General features: G+C 36.4%; 24 protein-coding genes, 1 tRNA gene and 1 pseudogene. 16 read left to right on the top strand and 10 right to left on the bottom strand.

The features are described 5' to 3' along the window. Positions 1-64 precede the first annotated feature (64 nt). Genes VZD24_RS09945 through VZD24_RS09955 form a run of 3 tightly spaced genes read left to right on the top strand, consistent with a single transcriptional unit; the run spans position 65 to position 1,574 of the window. Positions 65-613: an RNA polymerase sigma factor gene (locus VZD24_RS09945; RefSeq protein ID WP_279448442.1), complete on the top strand. Its 549-nt coding sequence runs from the start codon at positions 65-67 to the stop codon at positions 611-613. Positions 614-636: 23 nt separating this feature from the next. Next, a complete protein-coding gene (locus VZD24_RS09950) occupies positions 637-1,137 on the top strand; it encodes a hypothetical protein (RefSeq protein ID WP_279448444.1) in 501 nt (166 codons plus the stop codon). Next, a complete protein-coding gene (locus tag VZD24_RS09955; RefSeq protein WP_342687563.1) occupies positions 1,134-1,574 on the top strand; it encodes a hypothetical protein in 441 nt (146 codons plus the stop codon). Before VZD24_RS09950 ends, VZD24_RS09955 begins: the two co-directional genes overlap by 4 nt. Before the next feature lie 52 nt (positions 1,575-1,626). Here the strand turns inward: VZD24_RS09955 and VZD24_RS09960 are convergent, their stop codons facing one another. Continuing rightward, on the bottom strand, positions 1,627-2,472 hold the full coding sequence (locus VZD24_RS09960) for a DUF2911 domain-containing protein (RefSeq protein ID WP_279448448.1): 846 nt from the start codon (positions 2,470-2,472) through the stop codon (positions 1,627-1,629). A gap of 330 nt (positions 2,473-2,802) precedes the next feature. Here VZD24_RS09960 and VZD24_RS09965 point away from each other — a divergent pair, with 330 nt between their 5' ends. The 4 genes from VZD24_RS09965 (at position 2,803) to VZD24_RS09980 (ending at position 6,002) form a co-directional block, all read left to right on the top strand. Continuing rightward, complete coding sequence (locus VZD24_RS09965; protein WP_342687562.1) at positions 2,803-3,264, top strand: SRPBCC family protein; 462 nt, start codon at positions 2,803-2,805, stop codon at positions 3,262-3,264. A gap of 18 nt (positions 3,265-3,282) precedes the next feature. Further along, positions 3,283-3,978, top strand: coding sequence for an SDR family NAD(P)-dependent oxidoreductase (locus VZD24_RS09970; protein ID WP_342687561.1), 696 nt, complete (start codon positions 3,283-3,285; stop codon positions 3,976-3,978). Between the two features lie 3 nt (positions 3,979-3,981). Then, positions 3,982-5,286: a cryptochrome/photolyase family protein gene (locus VZD24_RS09975; RefSeq protein ID WP_342687560.1), complete on the top strand. Its 1,305-nt coding sequence runs from the start codon at positions 3,982-3,984 to the stop codon at positions 5,284-5,286. A 128-nt stretch (positions 5,287-5,414) separates the two neighbouring features. Then, a complete protein-coding gene (locus tag VZD24_RS09980; protein ID WP_279448454.1) occupies positions 5,415-6,002 on the top strand; it encodes a hypothetical protein in 588 nt (195 codons plus the stop codon). Positions 6,003-6,008: 6 nt separating this feature from the next. Here VZD24_RS09980 and murA read toward each other — a convergent pair whose 3' ends face one another. The 3 genes from murA to VZD24_RS09995 all read right to left on the bottom strand — a co-directional run bounded on the left by murA (position 6,009) and on the right by VZD24_RS09995 (position 8,360). Beyond that, positions 6,009-7,322, bottom strand: coding sequence for a UDP-N-acetylglucosamine 1-carboxyvinyltransferase (gene murA / locus VZD24_RS09985; RefSeq protein WP_279448456.1), 1,314 nt, complete (start codon positions 7,320-7,322; stop codon positions 6,009-6,011). Between the two features lie 17 nt (positions 7,323-7,339). Beyond that, positions 7,340-7,993, bottom strand: a complete 654-nt coding sequence (locus VZD24_RS09990; RefSeq protein ID WP_342687559.1) for a DUF4290 domain-containing protein — start codon at positions 7,991-7,993, stop codon at positions 7,340-7,342. 76 nt (positions 7,994-8,069) lie between these two features. After that, complete coding sequence (locus VZD24_RS09995; protein ID WP_279448461.1) at positions 8,070-8,360, bottom strand: DUF493 family protein; 291 nt, start codon at positions 8,358-8,360, stop codon at positions 8,070-8,072. Positions 8,361-8,442: 82 nt separating this feature from the next. Between VZD24_RS09995 and VZD24_RS10000 the strand changes: the two genes are divergently transcribed. The 5 genes from VZD24_RS10000 to VZD24_RS10020 all read left to right on the top strand — a co-directional run bounded on the left by VZD24_RS10000 (position 8,443) and on the right by VZD24_RS10020 (position 13,154). Continuing rightward, on the top strand, positions 8,443-8,976 hold the full coding sequence (locus VZD24_RS10000; RefSeq protein WP_342687557.1) for an AAA family ATPase: 534 nt from the start codon (positions 8,443-8,445) through the stop codon (positions 8,974-8,976). 106 nt (positions 8,977-9,082) lie between these two features. Continuing rightward, positions 9,083-10,981: a RecQ family ATP-dependent DNA helicase gene (locus VZD24_RS10005; RefSeq protein WP_342687556.1), complete on the top strand. Its 1,899-nt coding sequence runs from the start codon at positions 9,083-9,085 to the stop codon at positions 10,979-10,981. A 4-nt stretch (positions 10,982-10,985) separates the two neighbouring features. Further along, positions 10,986-11,936 carry a methionyl-tRNA formyltransferase gene (gene fmt / locus VZD24_RS10010; RefSeq protein WP_342687555.1) on the top strand — a complete coding sequence of 317 codons (951 nt, stop codon included), beginning with the start codon at positions 10,986-10,988 and terminating at the stop codon, positions 11,934-11,936. Positions 11,937-12,117: 181 nt separating this feature from the next. Continuing rightward, a complete protein-coding gene (locus tag VZD24_RS10015; protein WP_279448466.1) occupies positions 12,118-12,390 on the top strand; it encodes an HU family DNA-binding protein in 273 nt (90 codons plus the stop codon). Between the two features lie 203 nt (positions 12,391-12,593). Beyond that, positions 12,594-13,154: a YqgE/AlgH family protein gene (locus VZD24_RS10020; protein ID WP_342687554.1), complete on the top strand. Its 561-nt coding sequence runs from the start codon at positions 12,594-12,596 to the stop codon at positions 13,152-13,154. Here VZD24_RS10020 and VZD24_RS10025 read toward each other — a convergent pair. Both VZD24_RS10025 and VZD24_RS10030 read right to left on the bottom strand, forming a co-directional pair. After that, entirely contained in the window at positions 13,151-13,993 is an 843-nt protein-coding gene (locus VZD24_RS10025; RefSeq protein WP_342687553.1) for an aminotransferase class IV, read from the bottom strand. The genes VZD24_RS10020 and VZD24_RS10025 overlap by 4 nt on opposite strands. 57 nt (positions 13,994-14,050) lie before the next feature. Beyond that, a complete protein-coding gene (locus tag VZD24_RS10030) occupies positions 14,051-14,437 on the bottom strand; it encodes an START-like domain-containing protein (protein WP_279448471.1) in 387 nt (128 codons plus the stop codon). A 187-nt stretch (positions 14,438-14,624) separates the two neighbouring features. Between VZD24_RS10030 and VZD24_RS10035 the strand changes: the two genes are divergently transcribed. The 3 genes from VZD24_RS10035 (at position 14,625) to VZD24_RS10045 (ending at position 15,774) form a co-directional block, all read left to right on the top strand. Further along, a tRNA-Met gene (locus tag VZD24_RS10035) sits at positions 14,625-14,698 on the top strand. Positions 14,699-15,028: 330 nt separating this feature from the next. Then, positions 15,029-15,634, top strand: a complete 606-nt coding sequence (locus VZD24_RS10040; RefSeq protein WP_342687552.1) for a hypothetical protein — start codon at positions 15,029-15,031, stop codon at positions 15,632-15,634. Then, positions 15,631-15,774: a hypothetical protein gene (locus VZD24_RS10045; protein WP_279448474.1), complete on the top strand. Its 144-nt coding sequence runs from the start codon at positions 15,631-15,633 to the stop codon at positions 15,772-15,774. The genes VZD24_RS10040 and VZD24_RS10045 overlap by 4 nt, the downstream gene beginning before the upstream one ends. Here the strand turns inward: VZD24_RS10045 and hisS are convergent. Beyond that, a complete protein-coding gene (gene hisS / locus VZD24_RS10050; protein WP_342687551.1) occupies positions 15,767-17,146 on the bottom strand; it encodes a histidine--tRNA ligase in 1,380 nt (459 codons plus the stop codon). The genes VZD24_RS10045 and hisS overlap by 8 nt on opposite strands. A 194-nt stretch (positions 17,147-17,340) precedes the next feature. Between hisS and VZD24_RS10055 the strand changes: the two genes are divergently transcribed. Continuing rightward, positions 17,341-18,582 (top strand): ABC transporter permease, encoded by a 1,242-nt coding sequence (locus VZD24_RS10055; protein WP_279448478.1) that lies wholly within the window; start codon positions 17,341-17,343, stop codon positions 18,580-18,582. 62 nt (positions 18,583-18,644) lie between these two features. Here the strand turns inward: VZD24_RS10055 and VZD24_RS10060 are convergent, their stop codons facing one another. From VZD24_RS10060 to rpsR, 3 genes and pseudogenes are all read right to left on the bottom strand, one after another. Further along, a complete protein-coding gene (locus VZD24_RS10060; protein ID WP_342687550.1) occupies positions 18,645-19,118 on the bottom strand; it encodes a DUF6495 family protein in 474 nt (157 codons plus the stop codon). 211 nt (positions 19,119-19,329) lie between these two features. Then, positions 19,330-19,776 (bottom strand): annotated as a pseudogene (gene rplI / locus VZD24_RS10065) (50S ribosomal protein L9); the annotation flags it as partial. 15 nt (positions 19,777-19,791) lie between these two features. Further along, a complete protein-coding gene (gene rpsR / locus VZD24_RS10070; protein WP_073216777.1) occupies positions 19,792-20,088 on the bottom strand; it encodes a 30S ribosomal protein S18 in 297 nt (98 codons plus the stop codon). Between the last annotated feature and the right edge of the window lie 2 nt (positions 20,089-20,090).

Below are 20,090 nucleotides of genomic sequence, written 5' to 3' on the forward strand. Positions count from 1 at the left end.
TAAAAAAGCTGTACTAAATTAAACTTTTCCATTTATCTTTAGTCATAATAGCAATTACACACAAGTGGTTGAAGAGCAAGAACTGGTAACGGCACTACAGACCGAAGCGGAAAAAGAAACCGCTTTTCGGGAACTTGTGTCGCAGTATAAAGAACGGCTCTATTGGCAAATTAGGAATATTGTTTTGGACCATGACGATGCAGACGATGTGCTTCAAAATACGTTTATTAAAATATTTAGGAATATAAATTCCTTTAAGGGCGAAAGCAAATTACATACATGGATGTATAGAATTGCTGCCAATGAATCTATTTCGTTTATCAACAAAAAAGCAAAACGCAACAATGTTTCCATTGAAAAGGTGAAAAACGATGCGCTGCGAAATTTAGAAAGCGACGTACATTTTGAAGGTGATGAAATTCAATTGCAGTTTCAAAAAGCCATTGCAACGCTTCCGGAGCGACAACGATTAATATTTACAATGAAATATTTTGAAGATCACACTTTTGAAGAACTTTCAGAAATATTGGAAACTACTTCGGGAGGGCTAAAAAGCAGTTATCACATCGCAGTAAAAAAGATTACGGAATATATAAAAGGGAATGAAATTTAAAAAAGGGAAGGCGAAAATTTAAGGTGAAGAAAAAGAAAAACATATCGAATTTTAAAGTGCCCGAAGAATATTTTGAAACTTTCGAGGAGCGACTTTTTAGTAGAATTTCGAAAGAAAAATTTCCAAAGACTTCAGGATTTAAGGCTCCCAAAGAATATTTTGAAAATTTTGACGATCGCATTTTGGCAGCGGTAACCACTTCTGAAAGGCCCATAAAGCACATTCAACTTATTCCTAAAAAATACTTTGGCTATGCTGCGGCAATTGCGGCTTGCCTGCTCATTGCCTTTACAGTTTTTACAAACACAAACAGCCCGGCTAATCTGGATGCGCTACAATTGGCGGCCATTGACGCTTATATTGCCGAAGGAAATTTAAACCTTGACCTATATGACCTAACCACCTATATAGAAGACAATGATATTACCGATATAGATTTTGAAACGGAACAATTTTCAGAAGGCGCTTTGGAAGAATATCTATTGAATAATTTAGATGCAGCAACTATAATTAACGAACCATGAAAAATGTAATTATTTTATTTTTTATTTTGGCGAGCACCGTACAGGCACAAGACGGAAAACACGAAAAAATAAAAGCTTTAAAAACGGCTTATATTACCGAAGCTCTGGCCCTTACCCCTACCGAGGCCGAAAAATTTTGGCCAATTTATAATAGCTATCACGAAAAATTTCACGCGCTACGTGTAAAAGAACGCACTGAAATTTTCGGAAAATTGCGCAATGGTTTGGGTGCCTTAACAGATGCCGAAGCCAATGAACTAATAGACAAAAATCTGGCTATTGAAACTAGTGAATTAGAGTTGAGAAAACAAATGACGGCCGAATTGCGAAAGGTAATTTCACCTAAAAAAATAATTTCCCTCAAAAAAGCAGAAGACGATTTTAAACGTGAACTTTTTGAACGGTACAAACAAGGACACGGAAGACGAAAACAATAAAAAAAGCCCCAAAATTAATGGGGCTTTTAAATGTATATAATAAATTACCAAATTACATGGCTCCCCACTCTCTCAACGATTTTTCGTTTAAAGCAACATAATCTTTGTTTCCTTCAGCTTTTGCCAGATTTAGAGATTTTTTAGCCGCTTCAATAGCTCCTTTTTTATCACCAGCCTTTGCGTAAATTAAAGACTTTTGGCGCAGTTGCCAGAATTTTGGATCCTTGTTCATATCAATAGACTTATCAATCCAAGTTTTGGCTTGGTTAATGTCTTTTCCCGCTTCTAAATAATATACCGCTGCGGCGTAATAATCCATTGCCGAAGGGCCATTCATAACACGCTGAATATTTGTAGTTACAGTTTTATCTGTATTAAATTTAATAGGTACACCAACATAGGTTTTCTCCCAAAGAATTCCGAGAGTGGCTTCATCATTCTTTAAATTATCAAAAGACATTGTGAAGGTTTCAACATCTATTGGAAACGGATACGCTTGCGCAGTGGCTTTTGCCGCAACTTTATCTTCTTCCCACGTTCCTGGATTTCCCCAATTGTTGGTGTCGCTGTAAAAATATACTTCCCAATTAGCAGCACCCGGCTTGGTATAGATTGCATACGACCCTGCTTTTAAGGTTTTTCCACCAACTTCTACATCATCGCTAAAGGTAATTTTTGTATTTGCATTTGCACCGGTGCGCCAAATAGCATTGTAAGGCACCAACTCTCCAAAAATTGTCCTACCCTTCATAGACGGTCTGGAGTATTCTAAAGTAACGTCTGTTAAACCTACTTTTTGTTCAATTTTCTGAAATGGACTGGGTTGTGGCGTTTGTATTTGTGCTTGTATGCCAACCGAAAACATAAAAGCCGTAAGGAGAAAAATAATTTTTTTCATCGTAGTGATATTAAAGTGTTTATATTGTTCACGAAGTTACCATTTGCAAAATTTTTAAAGGTTAAGAAAACCTTAAAATACTATAAAGTTATAGTTTACTCCCCCTCCTAAAAGCTAGGCTGTAGAAACGATTACGCAGAATTGTTAATATTTTGTTTAATCTTTTATAAGTTTAATAAAACAAAGTACATTTAGAAAAAAATAAATTATGTTGAAGTACCTAAAAAAAATATTGAAACCAAACATCCGTCGTAGCACGATTAAAACTAATACCTATAGGTTATTGCGCATGAACGAGAAGTTAACATTCTATAGAGATAAATAAAGTTTATGAAAATTTATACGCTTCACGCGAAACAAAAATTACCCATAACTTTAAAAGAAGGTTGGAATTTTCTCTCAAACCCTAAAAACCTAAAAGTAATAACGCCAGAATATATGGGTTTTAACATCCAGTCTGGCGCTGATAGGGAGATGTATCCTGGCCAAATTATTGAATACATAGTTACGCCTATCTTAGGAATTAAAACACGCTGGGTTACCGAAATTACACATTCCGTTGAAAACGAGTGTTTTGTAGATGAACAGCGTTTTGGCCCCTATGCGCTTTGGCACCACAAACATTTTATAAAGGAAATTGAGGGCGGCATTGAGATGGAAGACCTGCTGCATTACAAATTACCGTTCGGATTTATCGGACAACTCGTGCATCCTTACCTGGTAAAACCAAAACTTGAAGAAATTTTTGAATTCCGAAAAAACAAATTGACAGCGCTTTTCGGGAACTTCTAATTTCACCTAAAAAAATATATGCAAAAAAACATACTCTTAATTGGCGGATCTTATGGAATTGGTGCTGCCCTAGCCCAATTATTAAAACGCGACCACAATGTGTTTGTCGCCTCCCGTACCAAGGGAGAAGTTTCGGAAGGCATTACGCATCTTACTTTTGATGCATTGCACGATAATATTTTGGACCTTAGTTTACCTGAAAAAATTCACGGATTTGCATATTTTCCCGGAAGCATCAATCTAAAACCTTTTAAAATGATGAAACCCGAAACCTTTGTAGCCGATATGGAACTAAATTTTCATGCGCTGGTACAGGTGGTTCACGGTATTTTACCAAAATTGAAACAAGCCGAGCAGGCAAATTTGGTGTTTTTTAGTACCGTTGCCGTAAAAGTAGGAATGCCTTTTCACACCAGTGTGGCTGCCGCGAAGGGAGCTATTGAAGGTTTTGCCAAGGCGCTTGCCGCAGAATACGCACCAAATTTTAGGGTGAATGTAATTGCTCCCTCGCTCACAGATACTTCGTTAGCTTCAAAATTATTAAACAACGATTCAAATAAAGAAAAAATGGCCGAACGCCATCCGTTAAAAAAAGTTGGCACGGCGGAGGATATTGCGGCAATGGCGTCCTTTCTATTAAGCGACCAATCACAATGGATTACAGGGCAAGTACTTGGTGTAGACGGCGGGCTTTCAACACTAAACAACAACTAACTATTGGCTGATAAAGTAAATATATTTTGGTTCCGAAGAGATCTGCGATTGGATGACAACGTAGGTTTTTACAAAGCGCTACACGGCAAATTTCCAGTACTTCCCATTTTTATTTTTGACACTGAAATTTTAAACGAGCTTCCAAAAGGCGACGCACGGGTTTCCTTTATATTTACAACGCTTCAAAATATGCGCGATAAACTGCAAACGCACGGAAGCAGTCTTGCAATGTATCACGGAAATCCGATGGCGATTTTTAAAAAAATTATTTCAGCATATAACGTACAAAATGTAATAACCAATCACGATTACGAGCCTTACGCCACTAAACGCGACACTTCAATAAAGCAATTTCTCAAAGAAAATGAAATAGGTTTTTACAGTTATAAAGACCAGGTAATTTTTGAAAAAGACGAAGTGGTGAAAGCCGATGGCACCCCCTATATAGTATATACTCCCTACATGAAAACATGGAAGGAAAAGTTTAAAAAAGACTATGACGAAAAAATATATTATACGAATGAATTTCTAACAAATCTGTACCAGCATTCCCGTTTGCCAAATCTGTCGTTAAGTGATATTAATTTTAAAAAGTCGAAAATAGAAATTCCCGAATACAATGTAACACCCACAACCATTCAGGAATATGAAAAATTAAGAAATTTTCCTGCAGAGGATGCTACGTCGCATCTCGGTCCACATCTTCGTTTTGGTACCGTAAGCATTCGAAAAATGATGAAGAAAGCAACTTCAGAAAAAAATGAAATATTTTGGCAGGAACTTATTTGGCGCGAATTTTTTATGCAAATTCTTTGGCATTTTCCTGAAACAGTTGAAAATGCTTTCAAAAAAAAGTACGACCGTATTGAATGGCGAAATAACGAAACCGAATTTAAAAAATGGAAGGATGGTAAAACAGGATATCCTTTAGTAGACGCCGGAATGCGCCAATTAAATACTACGGGTTATATGCACAATCGCGTGCGGATGCTGGTTGCCAGTTTTTTGTGTAAACACCTGTTAATAGATTGGCGATGGGGCGAAGCATATTTTGCCGAAAAGTTACTGGATTATGAAATGGCCAGTAATGTAGGAAATTGGCAGTGGGCTGCTGGAAGTGGCGTAGATGCAGCGCCATATTTTAGAATTTTTAACCCAACCACACAAATTGAAAAATTTGATAAAGACCACAAATACATAAAAAAATATGTGCCAGAATTTAAAGAGGGGTCGTATCTCGATGAAATCGTAGCACATAAAGAGGCTCGCGAACGTTGTTTGCAGGTTTATAAAGCCGCGCATTCGTAGCGGCGAATGGCACTTCTATTTTAAAATTGTTAAAAAAAAGGTAAAGAGATTGTATCTTTATGCCATTCAGCACAATTTTGCTACTCTTGCACAGTTAAGTAAAGCAATACACCAAACCCAAGAATAACATGAAGAAGATTTTATTAGTGTTCCTTCCACTCTTTCTATTTGCGTTAAATGGCGCTGCTCAGGATTCTATTCAAATTCGTAAAAATACATTGGAGGAACAAATGACCGATGCTTTCGATAAAAGCAACAGTTATCAAGAATATAAGGTTATTAAAAAAACGCAACTGGCGCGACTGAAAAAAAATATTTTAGATAGCGTTTCTGCTTTAGAACAAAATATAAAAAGTCAAGAAAGTGAATTAATGCAGCAGAATAGCGAGATAGACTCACTTCGCGCAGATTTAAAGAATACGCAACAAAATCTGAATATTTCAAAAGAAAAAGAAGACGGTATTGCTGTATTTGGTATTCACACTTCAAAAGCTACGTACAACTCGGTAATGTGGGGAATAATCTTAATACTGTTTTTAGTTAGTGCATTTTTGTTCTACAGATTTTTAAACAGTCACAAAATCACCAAGGAAGCGCAATTAAAGATGGCTGAAATGGAAATTGAACTCGAAGATTACCGTAGAAATAGTTTAGAGCGCGAGCAAAAACTGCGCAGAAAACTACAAGACGAGATAAATAAAAATCGTAAAATATAATCTATTTTAGGGCTCTGTTCGGGTTATTTTAGCTCCTATTGCACGGAGTCTGCCATCAATATTTTCGTATCCGCGATCAATCTGTTCAATGTTATGAATAGTACTAACACCCTCTGCGGAGAGTGCGGCAATTAAAAGTGAAATTCCAGCCCGAATATCTGGTGAAACCATTGTTGTAGCCTTTAAATTAGACTGGAAATTATGCCCAATAACCGTTGCACGATGCGGATCACAAAGAATAATTTTAGCGCCCATATCTATTAATTTATCTACAAAAAACAAACGGCTTTCAAACATTTTTTGATGTATAAGTACACTCCCTTTTGCCTGTGTACATATTACGAGTACTATACTCAATAAATCTGGCGTAAATCCGGGCCAAGGAGCATCGGCTACTGTAAGTATAGAGCCATCTATATAACCCTGTATTTCGTATTCATTTTGAGCAGGGATGTGAATATCGTCTCCCTTTTTTTCGAGTTTAATACCTAGTTTTCTAAATGTTTCGGGAATTAAGCCCAAGTTGTCCCAACTCACATTTTTAATGGTTATCTCGCTTTTAGTCATTGCGGCAAGCCCTATCCAACTGCCAATTTCAATCATATCTGGTAAAATACGGTGCGTGCATCCTCCGAGTTTTTCAACACCTTCAATAATTAAAAGGTTTGAGCTAACCCCTGAAATTTTAGCACCCATAGCGTTCAGCATTTTACAGAGTTGCTGAATGTACGGTTCGCAGGCTGCATTGTAAATTGTAGTGGTGCCTTTTGCTAAAACAGCCGCCATAACTATATTAGCAGTTCCCGTTACCGAGGCCTGATCCAGTAGCATATACGTTCCCGTTAATCCATTGGGAGCTTCTACGCCGTAAAATCGTTCTTCTCTGTTATAGCGGAATTTAGCACCCAGTTTTATAAATCCTTCAAAGTGGGTGTCTAGCCTTCTTCTTCCTATTTTATCGCCTCCCGGACGTGGAATATATCCCTTGTTAAATCTAGCTAATAGCGGGCCTACAATCATAATTGAACCCCGGAGCGAACTTCCCTCTTGTTTAAAAAGTTCGGATTCTAGATACTCCAAATTAATTTCATCGGCAATAAAAGCATATTTGCCTTTGGCTAATTTTTGGATTTTTACACCGAGATTCTCTAAGATTTTTATGAGTTTATTTACATCAAGAATATCAGGAATATTCTCAATTACTACTTTTTCTGGTGTTAATAATACTGCACATAAAATTTGTAAGGCTTCATTTTTGGCACCCTGGGGCGTGATTTCGCCCTTTAGTTTATGCCCGCCTTCTATTTGGAAAGTTCCCATAAATAACGGTTAATATTTTAATGACGCTTACGGTTGCGATTGGAAGATTTATAACTTTTTTTAGAAGAATTGTTCGTATTAAAACGTTTCTTATTTTTCAGTAAATTTGAAGCGTCGCTCAAGTCTTCATCACTATTCTTTAAATTTATTTTTCCGTTTGAAAGCTCAAAAAGATGTGCAAAAATTACATCGTCTTCAACGGTATCTTTGTTCCAGTTTAAGAAACACTTTTTCATATGGTTGGCGATGGTAAGAATAAGACCTTCTTTTTTATCGCCTTCTTCCCAGCTGCTGGCCACATCTATCATTCGTTTTATATTGTTTCCGTAAAAACGATATTTAGGATGGTTTTGAGGATATTCCATAGGCTCCGGACGTTCCATTAATTCTTCGCGTGAAGGAACGGGGTACGGCGAATCTACATCTAATTTAAAATCTGAAATTATAAAAAGTTGATCCCAAAGCATTGGTTGAAAATCGGGAACGTCTCGAAGATGGGGGTTTAGGTTTCCCATCACCGCAATTATGCCTTTGGCAATTTTATTTCGCTCTTCTTTATTTTCTATGGCTATGGCGTGATCTACCATTTTTTGGATATGCCGTCCGTATTCTGGTATAATTAACTTTGGGCGTTCTGTATTATACTCTATTTGGGCTACTTCTTGTATCAAAATGTTTTTATTAAGGAAAGAATATTAAGGTATTGGGAAAGATTGAAAAATCATTTCACTCGCAAAATACTAAAAATTATAGTGAAATAACGCCTTCAACCGCGGAAACTTCAAGATATTTCTTTATAACTTCATCTGGAGATTGCATTGTTACTTTTATCGAAACACTGGTATAGGTTCCTTTTGAAGAATCGCGTGTACTGATAGCAGCATTGGTTCCATCAAAAATTTTTTCAATTTCTGCTATTTTTCCCAGCTCAGCAGGAACTATAAATTTGAAGAGATAAGGGGCGGGCCAAGTGGTGTCTTCTTCCAATTGTTTTTTTAGCCGCTCGTAAAATTCGGTAGTGTTTTTGTTTTGCTCCATTCAATAATTATACTCGGTTTGCTACAAAGATACAGTTTCGCCTCAAATATTTATTTACTTACTTTGCATAAAATTTAAACTTTTGAAAACAAAGAAAATCGTATTAACCGGCGGACCAGGTTCGGGAAAAACAACCCTAATAAAATTTTTGGAAAAGGAAGGTTACAAGGTTATGCACGAAATTTCGAGAGACGTAACGCTAGAAGCCCAAAGACAAGGAATTGCTCAATTATTTTTGGAAAACCCAATTCTCTTTAGTGAAATGTTGCTGGAAGGTAGATTGAAACAATTTCAGGAAGGATGTTCAATTAATTCGCCCATAGTTTTTTACGATCGTGGCATGCCAGACGTTACGGCCTATATGGATTTTGTAAAAGTGCATTATCCCATCAATTTTTCTGAAATATGCAATAAAAATAGGTACGATCACGTATTTGTTCTTCCTCCTTGGAAAGACATTTACGAACAAGATAACGAGCGCTACGAATCTTTTGAGCAGGCCGAAAAATTATTTCACTTCTTAAAAGAAGGATACCTGAAATATGGGTATACACCTCATGAAGTACCGGTAGGTTCACTAGAAGAACGAGCAGAGTTTATTTTATCGCAGTTTTAATATTTACATTGGTTGTAAATAAACTGCTTTAAAACAGTTTACATTATTTATAGCAACCTGCTATCTTTACATATATAAGGCATAAACCCAATAATTTAAGACGCATTTGACAGACGTCCACGACATATTAACCAAATATTGGGGGTACACTTCCTTTAAAGCGATGCAGGAAGAAATAATTGCGTCCGTACTAAATGGTAAAGATACTGTGGCACTTTTACCAACTGGAGGAGGAAAATCGCTTTGTTTTCAAGTGCCCGCCCTGGCAATGGAAGGCATTTGTATTGTAGTTTCTCCATTGGTAGCGCTCATGGGCGACCAAGTAAATGCGTTAAAAGAACGCGGCGTAAAGGCATTAAAACTTACTGGCGGTATTAGTTTTAACGAGTTAAATACCTTGCTGGACAATGCGCTTTACGGTAACTACAAATTTTTATACCTCTCGCCCGAACGGTTACAGCAGGAAATAGTTCAAAATTACATCAAGCAAATGCGGGTTAACTCTATCGCTGTAGATGAAGCCCATTGTATTTCGCAGTGGGGAAACGATTTTAGACCGTCTTATAAAAACATTACGATTCTTCGCGAAATACATCCGCTGGCTCCTATTATTGCGCTAACGGCCACTGCAACCCCCGAAGTACTGGAAGACACCATTTCTGAATTAAAAATGGAACTTCCTGCAATTTTTAAAAATTCCTTTGTTCGTGAAAATCTGTCGTATCAAGTTTTTAAAGAAGAAGATAAGCTCTATAAAACCGAGCTACTGTTAAAAACAAATACTGGCGCCGCAATTGTGTATGTAAGAAGCAGAAAAAGCACCGTAGAAATTAGCGCACAACTCAATAGTTTAGGCATTTCAGCAACTTTTTATCACGGTGGGATTTCTGCCAAGGAAAAAGCACAAAAATTACAAGATTGGAGCCAAGGCATATATAGTACAATGGTTGCCACTAATGCCTTTGGCATGGGCATAGACCATCCCAATGTTCGGTTTGTAATACATCTGCAAATTCCAGATAGCTTAGAGAGTTATTTTCAAGAAGCTGGACGAGCAGGACGCGATGGGCAGTACGCTTCAGCAGTGCTTTTGTATAATGAATACGATAAACAACAGGTAAAAAATCAGTTTGTAGAATCGTTGCCAACTACTTCAGATTTAAAAAAAATTTATCGCAAACTTCACAATTATTTTCAAATTTCTTATGGCGAAGGTGAGTTCACAAAGCACAATTTCAGTTTTTCTGAATTTTGTAAAACTTATGGCCTAAACACCTTGCTCACATACAACGCATTAAACAGTTTAGACAGGCTGGCTATTATTCAACTTTCTCAGGAATTTGGGCGAAAATCTACGTTACAATTCGTCATTTCTTCAGAAAAAGTATTAGATTATTTTGAAAAAGACACTACTGCTTCTGTTATCGGAAAAACGATTCTAAGAATTTACGGCGGAATTTTTGAAATGCCAACCACCATAAATTTAGATTTAATAGTTGCCAAAACCGGACAAACCATTAACACTGTAATTGCGGTTCTCAAAAAAATGGAACGCGACCAGGTGGTTATAATGACTCTCCAAATAACCGATGCTACCCTAACATTTCTGGTTCCGCGCGAGGACGATAAAACCATTAATGTAATTTCGCGAGATGTGGCTACAATAAACCGTAAAAAAACTGCGCAAGTAAATTCGGTTTTGCACTATATTGAAAATACCAAAACGTGCCGAAGCGTACAATTGGTTTCTTATTTTGGCGAAACTACCGCCTCTAAATGTGGTATTTGTTCGGTTTGTCGCGGGCAGAATACGAACCTAATAAAAAGCGACATACATAAACTCGCCGCGCAAATACTTGCTCTTCTTGAAGAAGATGAATTAACTTCGCGTGAGCTCACAGAAAAACTTACTTTCGCCGAAGCCGATGTACTTAAAGTTATCCGCCTTTTACTGAAAGCCGAAAAAATTAAAATCAATCCACGAAATCAATATTATCTAAACTGAAGTAATGCATAACGAATTAAAAATAGTTTTTATGGGAACCCCCGATTTTGCCGTTGGGGTTTTAAGAAAAATGGTTGAAACGGGCCAGTATATTGTCGGTGTAATTACAGCCCCAGACAGACCGGCCGGTCGTGGCAGAAAACTAATGGCCTCGGCTGTAAAGGAATATGCACTTTCGGAAAATTTACCAATTTTACAGCCCACGAATTTAAAAGACGAGTTGTTTTTAAAAGAACTAAAAGCGTTAAACGCCAACCTTCAAGTTGTGGTCGCTTTTAGAATGCTTCCCAAAGTAGTCTGGCAAATGCCGGCATTGGGCACCTTTAACCTTCACGCTTCATTATTACCGCATTACCGGGGGGCCGCTCCAATAAATTGGGTCATAATTAATAAGGAAGAAAAAACGGGCGTTACAACCTTTTTTATTGATGAGAAAATTGATACCGGATCTATCATTGCAAATAAAGAAGTTTTAATTGAAGAAAAGGAAACTGCACAGACGCTTCACGATAAACTAATGAATTTAGGTGGCGACTTGGTTTTAGAGACAATACATTTAATAGAAAAAGGCGAAGCAAATCCTAAACCACAACCCCAAAGCAACAATTTAAAAGAAGCACCAAAACTCACACCTGAAAACACACGAATTGATTGGTCAGAACCAGGAATAAATATAGATGCCTTTATTAGAGGCCTCTCTCCCTATCCTGTGGCTTGGACTATACTCCTTAATAATAAGGAAGAGTTAAAAACCAAAATTTATGCAGCGCATTTTGAAAAAGCAAATCATAATTTTAAGATAGGCAGCGTACAGACCACTAAAAAAGAACTAAAAGTAGCGTGTTTAGACGGTTACATTTTAATTGAAGAAATACAACTTCCCGGAAAACGCAAAATGGAAGTATCTGCACTTTTAAATGGGTATTCTATAGACGAGCATTGCAAACTATTGTAAACCCTTACCACTACTGATTTGATTAAAATTGCAAAAAAACCACGCATCTTTATTAACAAACGGTCTAAGTTATTAACAAAAATAATGATTTCCTGCGTGGTTACTTGCCTGAACGGATATTCCTTTTAAATTTGTAGAGCAATTAATCGAAGTTTAACCAACAATTTAATTTAAAAAAATTATGAACAAATCAGATTTAATCGATGCAATGGCAGCTGATGCCGGAATTACAAAAGCTGCCGCTAAGAAATCCTTAGAGTCTTTCTTAGGCAACGTTCAAAAATCTCTTAAAAAAGGAGACAGAGTATCATTAGTAGGTTTCGGATCATGGTCAGTATCAAAAAGAGCTGCCAGAGAAGGAAGAAACCCTCAAACTGGTAAAACCATTAAGATTGCTGCTAAAAAAGTAGTTAAATTTAAAGCTGGATCAGATTTACAAAATAGCGTAAACTAATTGTAAGATATTTTACAAAATTTTAAGTCCTTCTTTTCATTTATTTGAAAAGAAGGATTTTTTTATACAACTGATATTGAGCAAATTGCAAATTCGCATTATTTTATCACTTTTATTCAATAAAATATAATTTAAACAACTAATTAACATTTTTTTGGTATTTTTAATTTTATTCGTTAGTTTTATTATACTGAAAAAACTTTATGACGACTTTAAAACCAGCCAAAGGCCTCCTATTAGTTGCAGAACCTTCAATAATTGGAGATGTTTCCTTTAATCGTTCGGTGGTTCTTTTAGCAGAATACACAGAAAGCGGATCTGTTGGGTTTATTCTCAATAAACCATTGCAATATAAACTACGCGACTTTGTACCGGAAATAAATTCAAAGTTACCCGTATTTAATGGTGGCCCCGTTGAGCAGGACAATCTTTATTTTATTCATTGTATTCCTGAAATTATTCCCGATAGTATTGAAATCTCTAATGGCATTTACTGGGGTGGCGATTTTAGCGCAATCGTAGATTTACTTAAAGAAGACAAGTTGAAAAAAGAGCAAATACGCTTTTTTTTAGGTTATTCCGGATGGGAAAGCGAACAACTGGAGCAGGAATTAGAAGTAAACAGTTGGGTGGTGGTACCGAATAATTACAACAATGAAATTATTGGCAAAACCAATATAAATTTTTGGAAAGAAAAAATGATTGAGTTCGGTGGCGACTATTTACTTTGGTCTAACGCACCCGAAAACCCTAGCTTTAATTAACCCATTCTTGCCGTTAAGCTCACCCTTGGCAATAACGCTTTTGCAGTAGTATTTACAAATTCCTTTTTTCTATATTTGGTTACGGGCACGATTCCTTGAATAGCGTTTGTAATAAATATTTCATCTGCCTTTTGTAATTCAAAGGGCGAAATAGATGTTTCTTCAATAGAAAATTGTGGCAACTTCTTTAAAATTGCGATAAGTTGCTTTCTTAAAATACCGTTTAAACATCCGTCCGATAGCGGCGGCGTTTTAATATATTGGCCGGATACCAAAAATAAATTTCCGTTTAAGGCTTCAACAACCTGCTTGTTTTCATTGAGCAACAAACAGTTTTCAAAATCATTTTCTGCTGCATAAATACTTCCCAAAATATTTATGAGCCTATTGTTTGTTTTTAATGTTGAAAGCAATCCTGTAGCGATAAAATGATCTTTAAAAAGTTCTATTTCGTAATTTGCTTCGTTTAAAACATAGCACGGTGCATCCAGTTTTTCGCACGAAATTGAATATGACACATCGTTCGTTTTTGGCGTGTATTTTCCACCGGTGTTTCGCCAGACAAGCAGCTTAATCCGAAAACTAGTATTCTCAGATTGTGTATTTATAGTTTTTAATATTTCATCTTCTAGAAATTCCATGGTAAAACTCATAGGAATCTCCATCCGTAACATACGCATGGAGGCCATTAGCCTAAAGTAATGATCTTCCCAAAAATAAATTTTACCACCAGAAAACCGCAAGGTTTCAAAAACTGCATCGCCGTAATTTAAACCACGATTATCTACCGGTACGGTTGCTTGGTTATCTGCTACTAGCGTGCCATTTAAATTTACCATAAAAAAACCGTCCATTTTTATTTGGACGGTGCAAAGGTATTATAATTTAAAGGGAATTTAAACCGACCCCAATATAGATTTTAGATTGGAAACCATATTTTCCCACAGCATTTTCCCTTCCTCTATTTCGTCCTCTTCGGCATAATCTGTAATCATTAACGAAACGTCTTTGGTAATTTCATCTACTTGTATACGAAGTTCAAAATAAAAATCATCGCCTTCGTCTTCAACCCACCTAAACTTAATGCGTTCCGGACTCTTTTTACTGAGTAATTTTGCGCGTTCCTCGCTTCCAGACCAGATAAAGGTATAGAACTCGCCGCGAGAATTTACGTTATCTGCATACCATTCAGAAAGGCCCGAGGGCGTTGAAATATATTGGTATAAAAGAGAAGGGGAAACCTGAATAGGAAATTCCATTTCGTATTTAATTTTATCTTCCATAGCATTTTGTTAGTTGATGCCCAATATATAGATATTAATCCTAACCTCAAATTAAAGATTGAAATTTTTCGTTGAAATACATCTTTAAGAAAATTAAATAATAATGATAAAAATAGAAACTTAAATTTGCCACACATAATTTTGTTTTTATCTTTGCACCCGCTTAGGCAAAGCCGAGGCATAAAATGGCGAGGTAGCTCAGCTGGTTAGAGCGTCGGATTCATAACCCGGAGGCCTCGGGTTCAAGTCCCGATCTCGCTACAGTAAAATCCCCAAAGATAAATTCTTCGGGGATTTTTTTATGAAAGAATCTTCTTTTCCCGCCTTGGGTTTCTTAACTCCACAATTTTTTTAGACACTTTAAGACAAGCAATAAAGTGTCGTTTGTCGAATATTTATTGTCTTTGTCGTGATTTTCCCTACATTTGTTAAGAATGCGTTAATAAGTTGTTGAGTTTTAAGTTGGTATCGCCTCGTGAAAAGGGTAAATTTACCTCTAATCCTTAAAACTCAATATCATGAAAAAGTATGTTTTTGCATTTGTAATGCTAGCCGGTCTAGCTTTTAGCTGTACCCCAGAAAATCAAATAAGTGATGAACAACAAATCGACAAAGTCAAACTCTGCCCCCCAGCAGACAGAAACTGTAACGGGATTCCTGACAATAAGGAGTAGTAGTAAAATTAGTTTGTACCTAACCTTTTTGACAGTTATTGCAATCCTGTCACCATTTTTGCATATATTCTATGTTTTTGATGATAGAGAGGGCATATTTGGTTTTGCATATATGTCCTCTTTCATGTATTCTCTAAGCCTTCCTTTAATGGCAATTTGTTCTGGATTATTATTAAAATTTATGAGTAAACGAATACCTGAGTTAAGAGTTTTCTTAAAATTAATTGGTAATTCCTTTCTATTTGTAGGCTTCTTTTTTATGATTTACACTTTTGTACCAATTTCAGATTTTTCTACATCAGTCTATTTCACAGCATTAGCAATTCTTTCGGTTCTATTAACCTTTGCTGCACATTACCTGCATAAAGCTATTATTACAACAGAGCAACGCCTCAAAAAAATAATTTCAAAGCTTTTCGACTTTATAATTCTTGAAACTCCCCGCAAACACGTTTCTGAAGAAAAACAAATAGATTACGTTATTTCTTACGAAAAAATAATTAATGAAATTGGGGAAGAATGAATGATACATTAAGCACCATAACCAAGCTACGAATAGCCGGTATGCTCTCTGATTCTGCCCATCGAGAGGTAGAACAAAAGCTAATGGCCATAACAAGCCAAACCGCAAACGAGGTGGGAATACCCAGAGATTCTAATTAGTTTGGCCCAAATACTTTTCCAGTTCCGTATACTGCACTTGCATTTGTTCGCCACTTTTCATATTCTTTAAAGTAAAGGAATTTGCCGCAATTTCTTTTTCCCCGGTCAAAACCGTAAATGGAATATTGCGTTTATCGGCATAGCTCATTTGCTTCCCCATTTTTCCTTCGTCTGGAAATAGTTCAGCTTTAATACCTGCTTCACGCAATTTTTTTATTGCTTTCATGGCATATAGTGACTCTTGTTCACCAAAATTAATAAAAAGTGCTTGGCTCGTATTTGATACGGTTTCGGGAAAAAGATTTAATTCTTCCAAAACCAAATAAATGCGGTCTAAACCAAACGAAATACCTACGCCACTCATATTTTTTAACCCAAAAATTCCTGTGAGATCGTCGTACCGGCCACCACCGCCAATACTGCCCATATTTACTTCTGCAGGTGCTGCGACTTCATAAATGGCACCTGTGTAATAATTTAAGCCGCGCGCCAAGGTAACATCTATTTTTAGCGAGGCCATTTGTAAGCCAAGGCTATTAATATTTTTTGTGATGAATTCAAGTTCTGTAACGCCCTTCATCCCCAATTGCGAAGCTGCTAACATATTTTTTAAAGCGTTTAATTTTTCATCATTGCTTCCTTTAAACGAAAATAGTGGCTGCAATTTTACTAAAGCATCTTCCGAAATGCCTTTTTCACGCATCTCCTTTTTAACGCCTTCCTCCCCTATTTTATCGAGTTTGTCTAAGGCAACCGTAAAATCAATTAATTTATCTTCAGCGCCTATGGTTTCAGCAATACCACTCAATATTTTTCTGTTGTTTAACTTTATGGTTACTCCTTTTAACCCGAGACTGCTAAAAACGGTGTCGTACAATTGTACAAATTCTACTTCTTGCCAAAGCGAGGTGGAGCCTACCACATCGGCATCGCACTGAAAAAACTCGCGAAACCGTCCCTTTTGTGGTCTATCTGCACGCCACACTGGCTGTATTTGATAGCGCTTAAATGGAAAGGTTATCTCGTTTTGATGTTGTACCACGTACCTAGCAAAGGGAACTGTTAAGTCGTAGCGCAGCGCTTTTTCCGAAATTCTTGAGGTGATTTTAATGCTATTTTTTTCGGTATATAATTTTTCATCAACTTTTGATAAAAAATCGCCACTGTTTAAAATTTTAAAAATTAATCTATCGCCTTCTTCCCCGTATTTTCCCATTAAGGTATCGCTATTTTCAAAAGAGGGTGTTTCTATTGGCTGAAAACCATAGAGCGAAAAAGTTTCTTTAATAGTATTGAAAATATAGTTGCGCCGCGCAACTTCTTCAGGATTAAAATCGCGGGTACCTTTAGGGATAGATGGTTTTTTAGCCAAGAGATTATTTATTTGAAAGAAATAGGATTAACGAAATTAAAGGCAGTTTACGTGTTGGTATTTAAAGATACGCTCCGCCATTTTAATTCCTTCAACCTTGTTTCATTTAGACTTTAATTTTTAAAAAGCAAATATCTTAAATAATAGTAACTTTATGCAACTTTTGCAGTCTAATGAGAAACACAAACTAAAATATGTTTTCACTTTTCCGGGAAAATGTGCGTATAGCGCTGGATTCCATAAAAAGCCAATTGTTAAGAACCATTTTAACCATCGTTATTATAGGCATTGGCATTTGGGCGCTCGTTGGTATTTTGAGTGCGGTTACTGCATTGGAAAATACAATATCTGGCAATTTTGCATCCATGGGCGCCAATACATTTAATATTCAACAGTATGAATTTACGGTTCAGACTCGAAATAGCGGCGAACGCGAAAAAATAAACCCCATAATTAGCTATAATAACGTGCGTGAGTTTAGCGATAAATACAGCTATCCCTTTACCAAAACATCGCTTTCGTTTTTGGGAACTTCAACTGCTGAAATTAAATACGGATCCGAAAAAACCGATCCTGAAGTTCGGGTTTATGGCGTAAATGAACATTATTTAGAAAATACTGGCACGGAAGTGGACAGCGGTAGAAATTTTACATTTTTTGATATTCAGAATAATAATAAAGTATGTTTAATTGGTTCGGATTTTTTAAAGAACCTCTTTGAAAATGAAGACCCCATTAACAAAACTATCAGTATTCGCGGTGTAAAATTTAAAATAATAGGTCTCTTGGAATCAAAAGGATCCACTTTTGGGAATAATCAAGATTTAAAAGTGTTAATTCCTATTCAGGTTGCCCGTGGCATCTATACCGAGCCAAATATTAATTACAATATTAGTGTAAAGGTAAGCGACAAACAGTTGATGGAAGCTGCCCAAGATGAAGCCATTATTACTTTTAGAAACATCCGCGGACTAAACCCCATTGAAGAAAACAACTTTGGAATTGAGCGCAGTGACGATTTAATAAATAGAATTGCGATGATTAGCGGTTATTTACAAGCCGCCGCGTGGATTATAAGCATTATTACTATTCTGGGCTCTTCCATTGCCTTGATGAATATAATGCTGGTATCTGTAACGGAACGTACCCGCGAAATTGGCGTCCGTAAAGCACTTGGGGCGAAACGCTCTACAATCTCTACCCAGTTTTTTATGGAAACCATTGTTATTGGTCAATTCGGAAGTATTTTAGGTATTATCTTGGGCGTACTAACGGGTTTTGCCTTCGCTAAAATTTTCGAATTCGATTTTACGCTACCTTGGACAGCCATGATCTGGGCAACAATTATAACTTTTATAGTTGCTGTAATCGCAGGTTCGTATCCCGCATCTAAGGCAGCCCGTTTAGACCCAATTGAAAGTTTGCGATATGAATAACCTGGTTTTTTCGCACCGCTCAAATCAATGCAAAATACTCATAAATAAATACTGATACAGTATTACTTACTTAGCAAATCTTCAAAATATTTATAGAGTTCTCCTTTGGTAATAACCGCTCCTTGCTGTATTAAAATAAAAAGATCTTTGTTCCGATCGTCTGTTATAGCTTTGGTGGAAGTGTAAAGATTTACCGCGTCGTCATGTAGATTCTGTTGTAACCATTTGTATCCATAAGTCGTGGTAATATCTATATCGTCTTGCTCTACTTTGATAGCTATCAATTCCATAAACGCATCTGTAATGTGAAAAAGCATCAATTGTTTGGGCGAAATATGTTCTAGATATTTCACTTTAGTCAAAACCCCTTCCCAGATTAGATCACTAAAAACGTCGAGTTCTTCTTCGGCTACTTCAGGTTTTTCCTTTTTCAAGGTTTTCCATTCGTCTGCAGTAATGGATTGTGTGGCAAGAAAATTTATAAATTCTTGGTGAAGTTCTTCAAATTGTTCTTTTGTTAATCTTGCGTATTTCATAGTGGTAATGTGTTGTAGTATCGAATTTTTCTAACGTAATATTTCTTCAAAATAAAAAAACCTTCCCCGAAAACGAGAAAGGTTTTAATACAATTAATCGTGTAATTTATTCCTTTTCTGGAGTATCTTCCACTACTTCATCTTCAGATTGTGCTTTTTCTTCCACTTTAGCTTTCGCTTTCGTTTCAGATTTACTTTTTACTTCAGGCTTTGCTTCTGCAATTACCTCAAAAGTAAAGTTGCTGATCACGTCTCTGTGAAAACGAATTGTAGCATCGTACTGTCCAGTACGCTTTATAGCGCCACCAGCAATAATAATGTATTTTTTCTCGATTGTTACACCTTCTTTTTCTAGGGCATCTGCTAGGTCTGCGTTAGTTACAGAACCAAACAACTTATCGCCTTCGCCAGTTTTGGCAGTAATTTTAATTTCGAGTCCGTTTAATTTTTCAGCTTGTGTTTTTGCTTCATCTACAACTTTCTTTTCTTTAAAAGCACGTTGTTTCATAGTTTCATTTAACACTTTTTTAGCCGAAGGAGTTGCAAGCACTGCATATCCTTGTGGTATCAAAAAGTTTCTTCCGTAACCGTTCTTTACGGTTACCAGATCATCTGCAAATCCCAGATTTTCTACGTCTTTCTTTAATATAAGTTCCATATTATTTCTGGATTTTTATTTTAATAAATCGGTTACATAAGGCATAAGTGCCAAATGGCGTGCTCTTTTAACGGCAACAGCTACCTTTCGCTGATACTTTAAAGAAGTTCCGGTAAGCCTTCTCGGAAGAATTTTACCTTGCTCGTTTACGAATCTCAATAAAAAATCTGCGTCTTTATAATCCACATATTTAATACCAGACCTTTTGAACATGCAATATTTCTTGGTCTTGTTGGTTTCAATATTAAGCGGGGTAAGATATCTTATCTCTCCGTCTTTTTTTCCTTTTGCTTGTTGTTGTAATGTGGCCATAA

The organism is Aequorivita flava, assembly GCF_038742595.1.
GTDB classification, from domain to species: Bacteria; Bacteroidota; Bacteroidia; order Flavobacteriales; family Flavobacteriaceae; genus Aequorivita; species Aequorivita marisscotiae.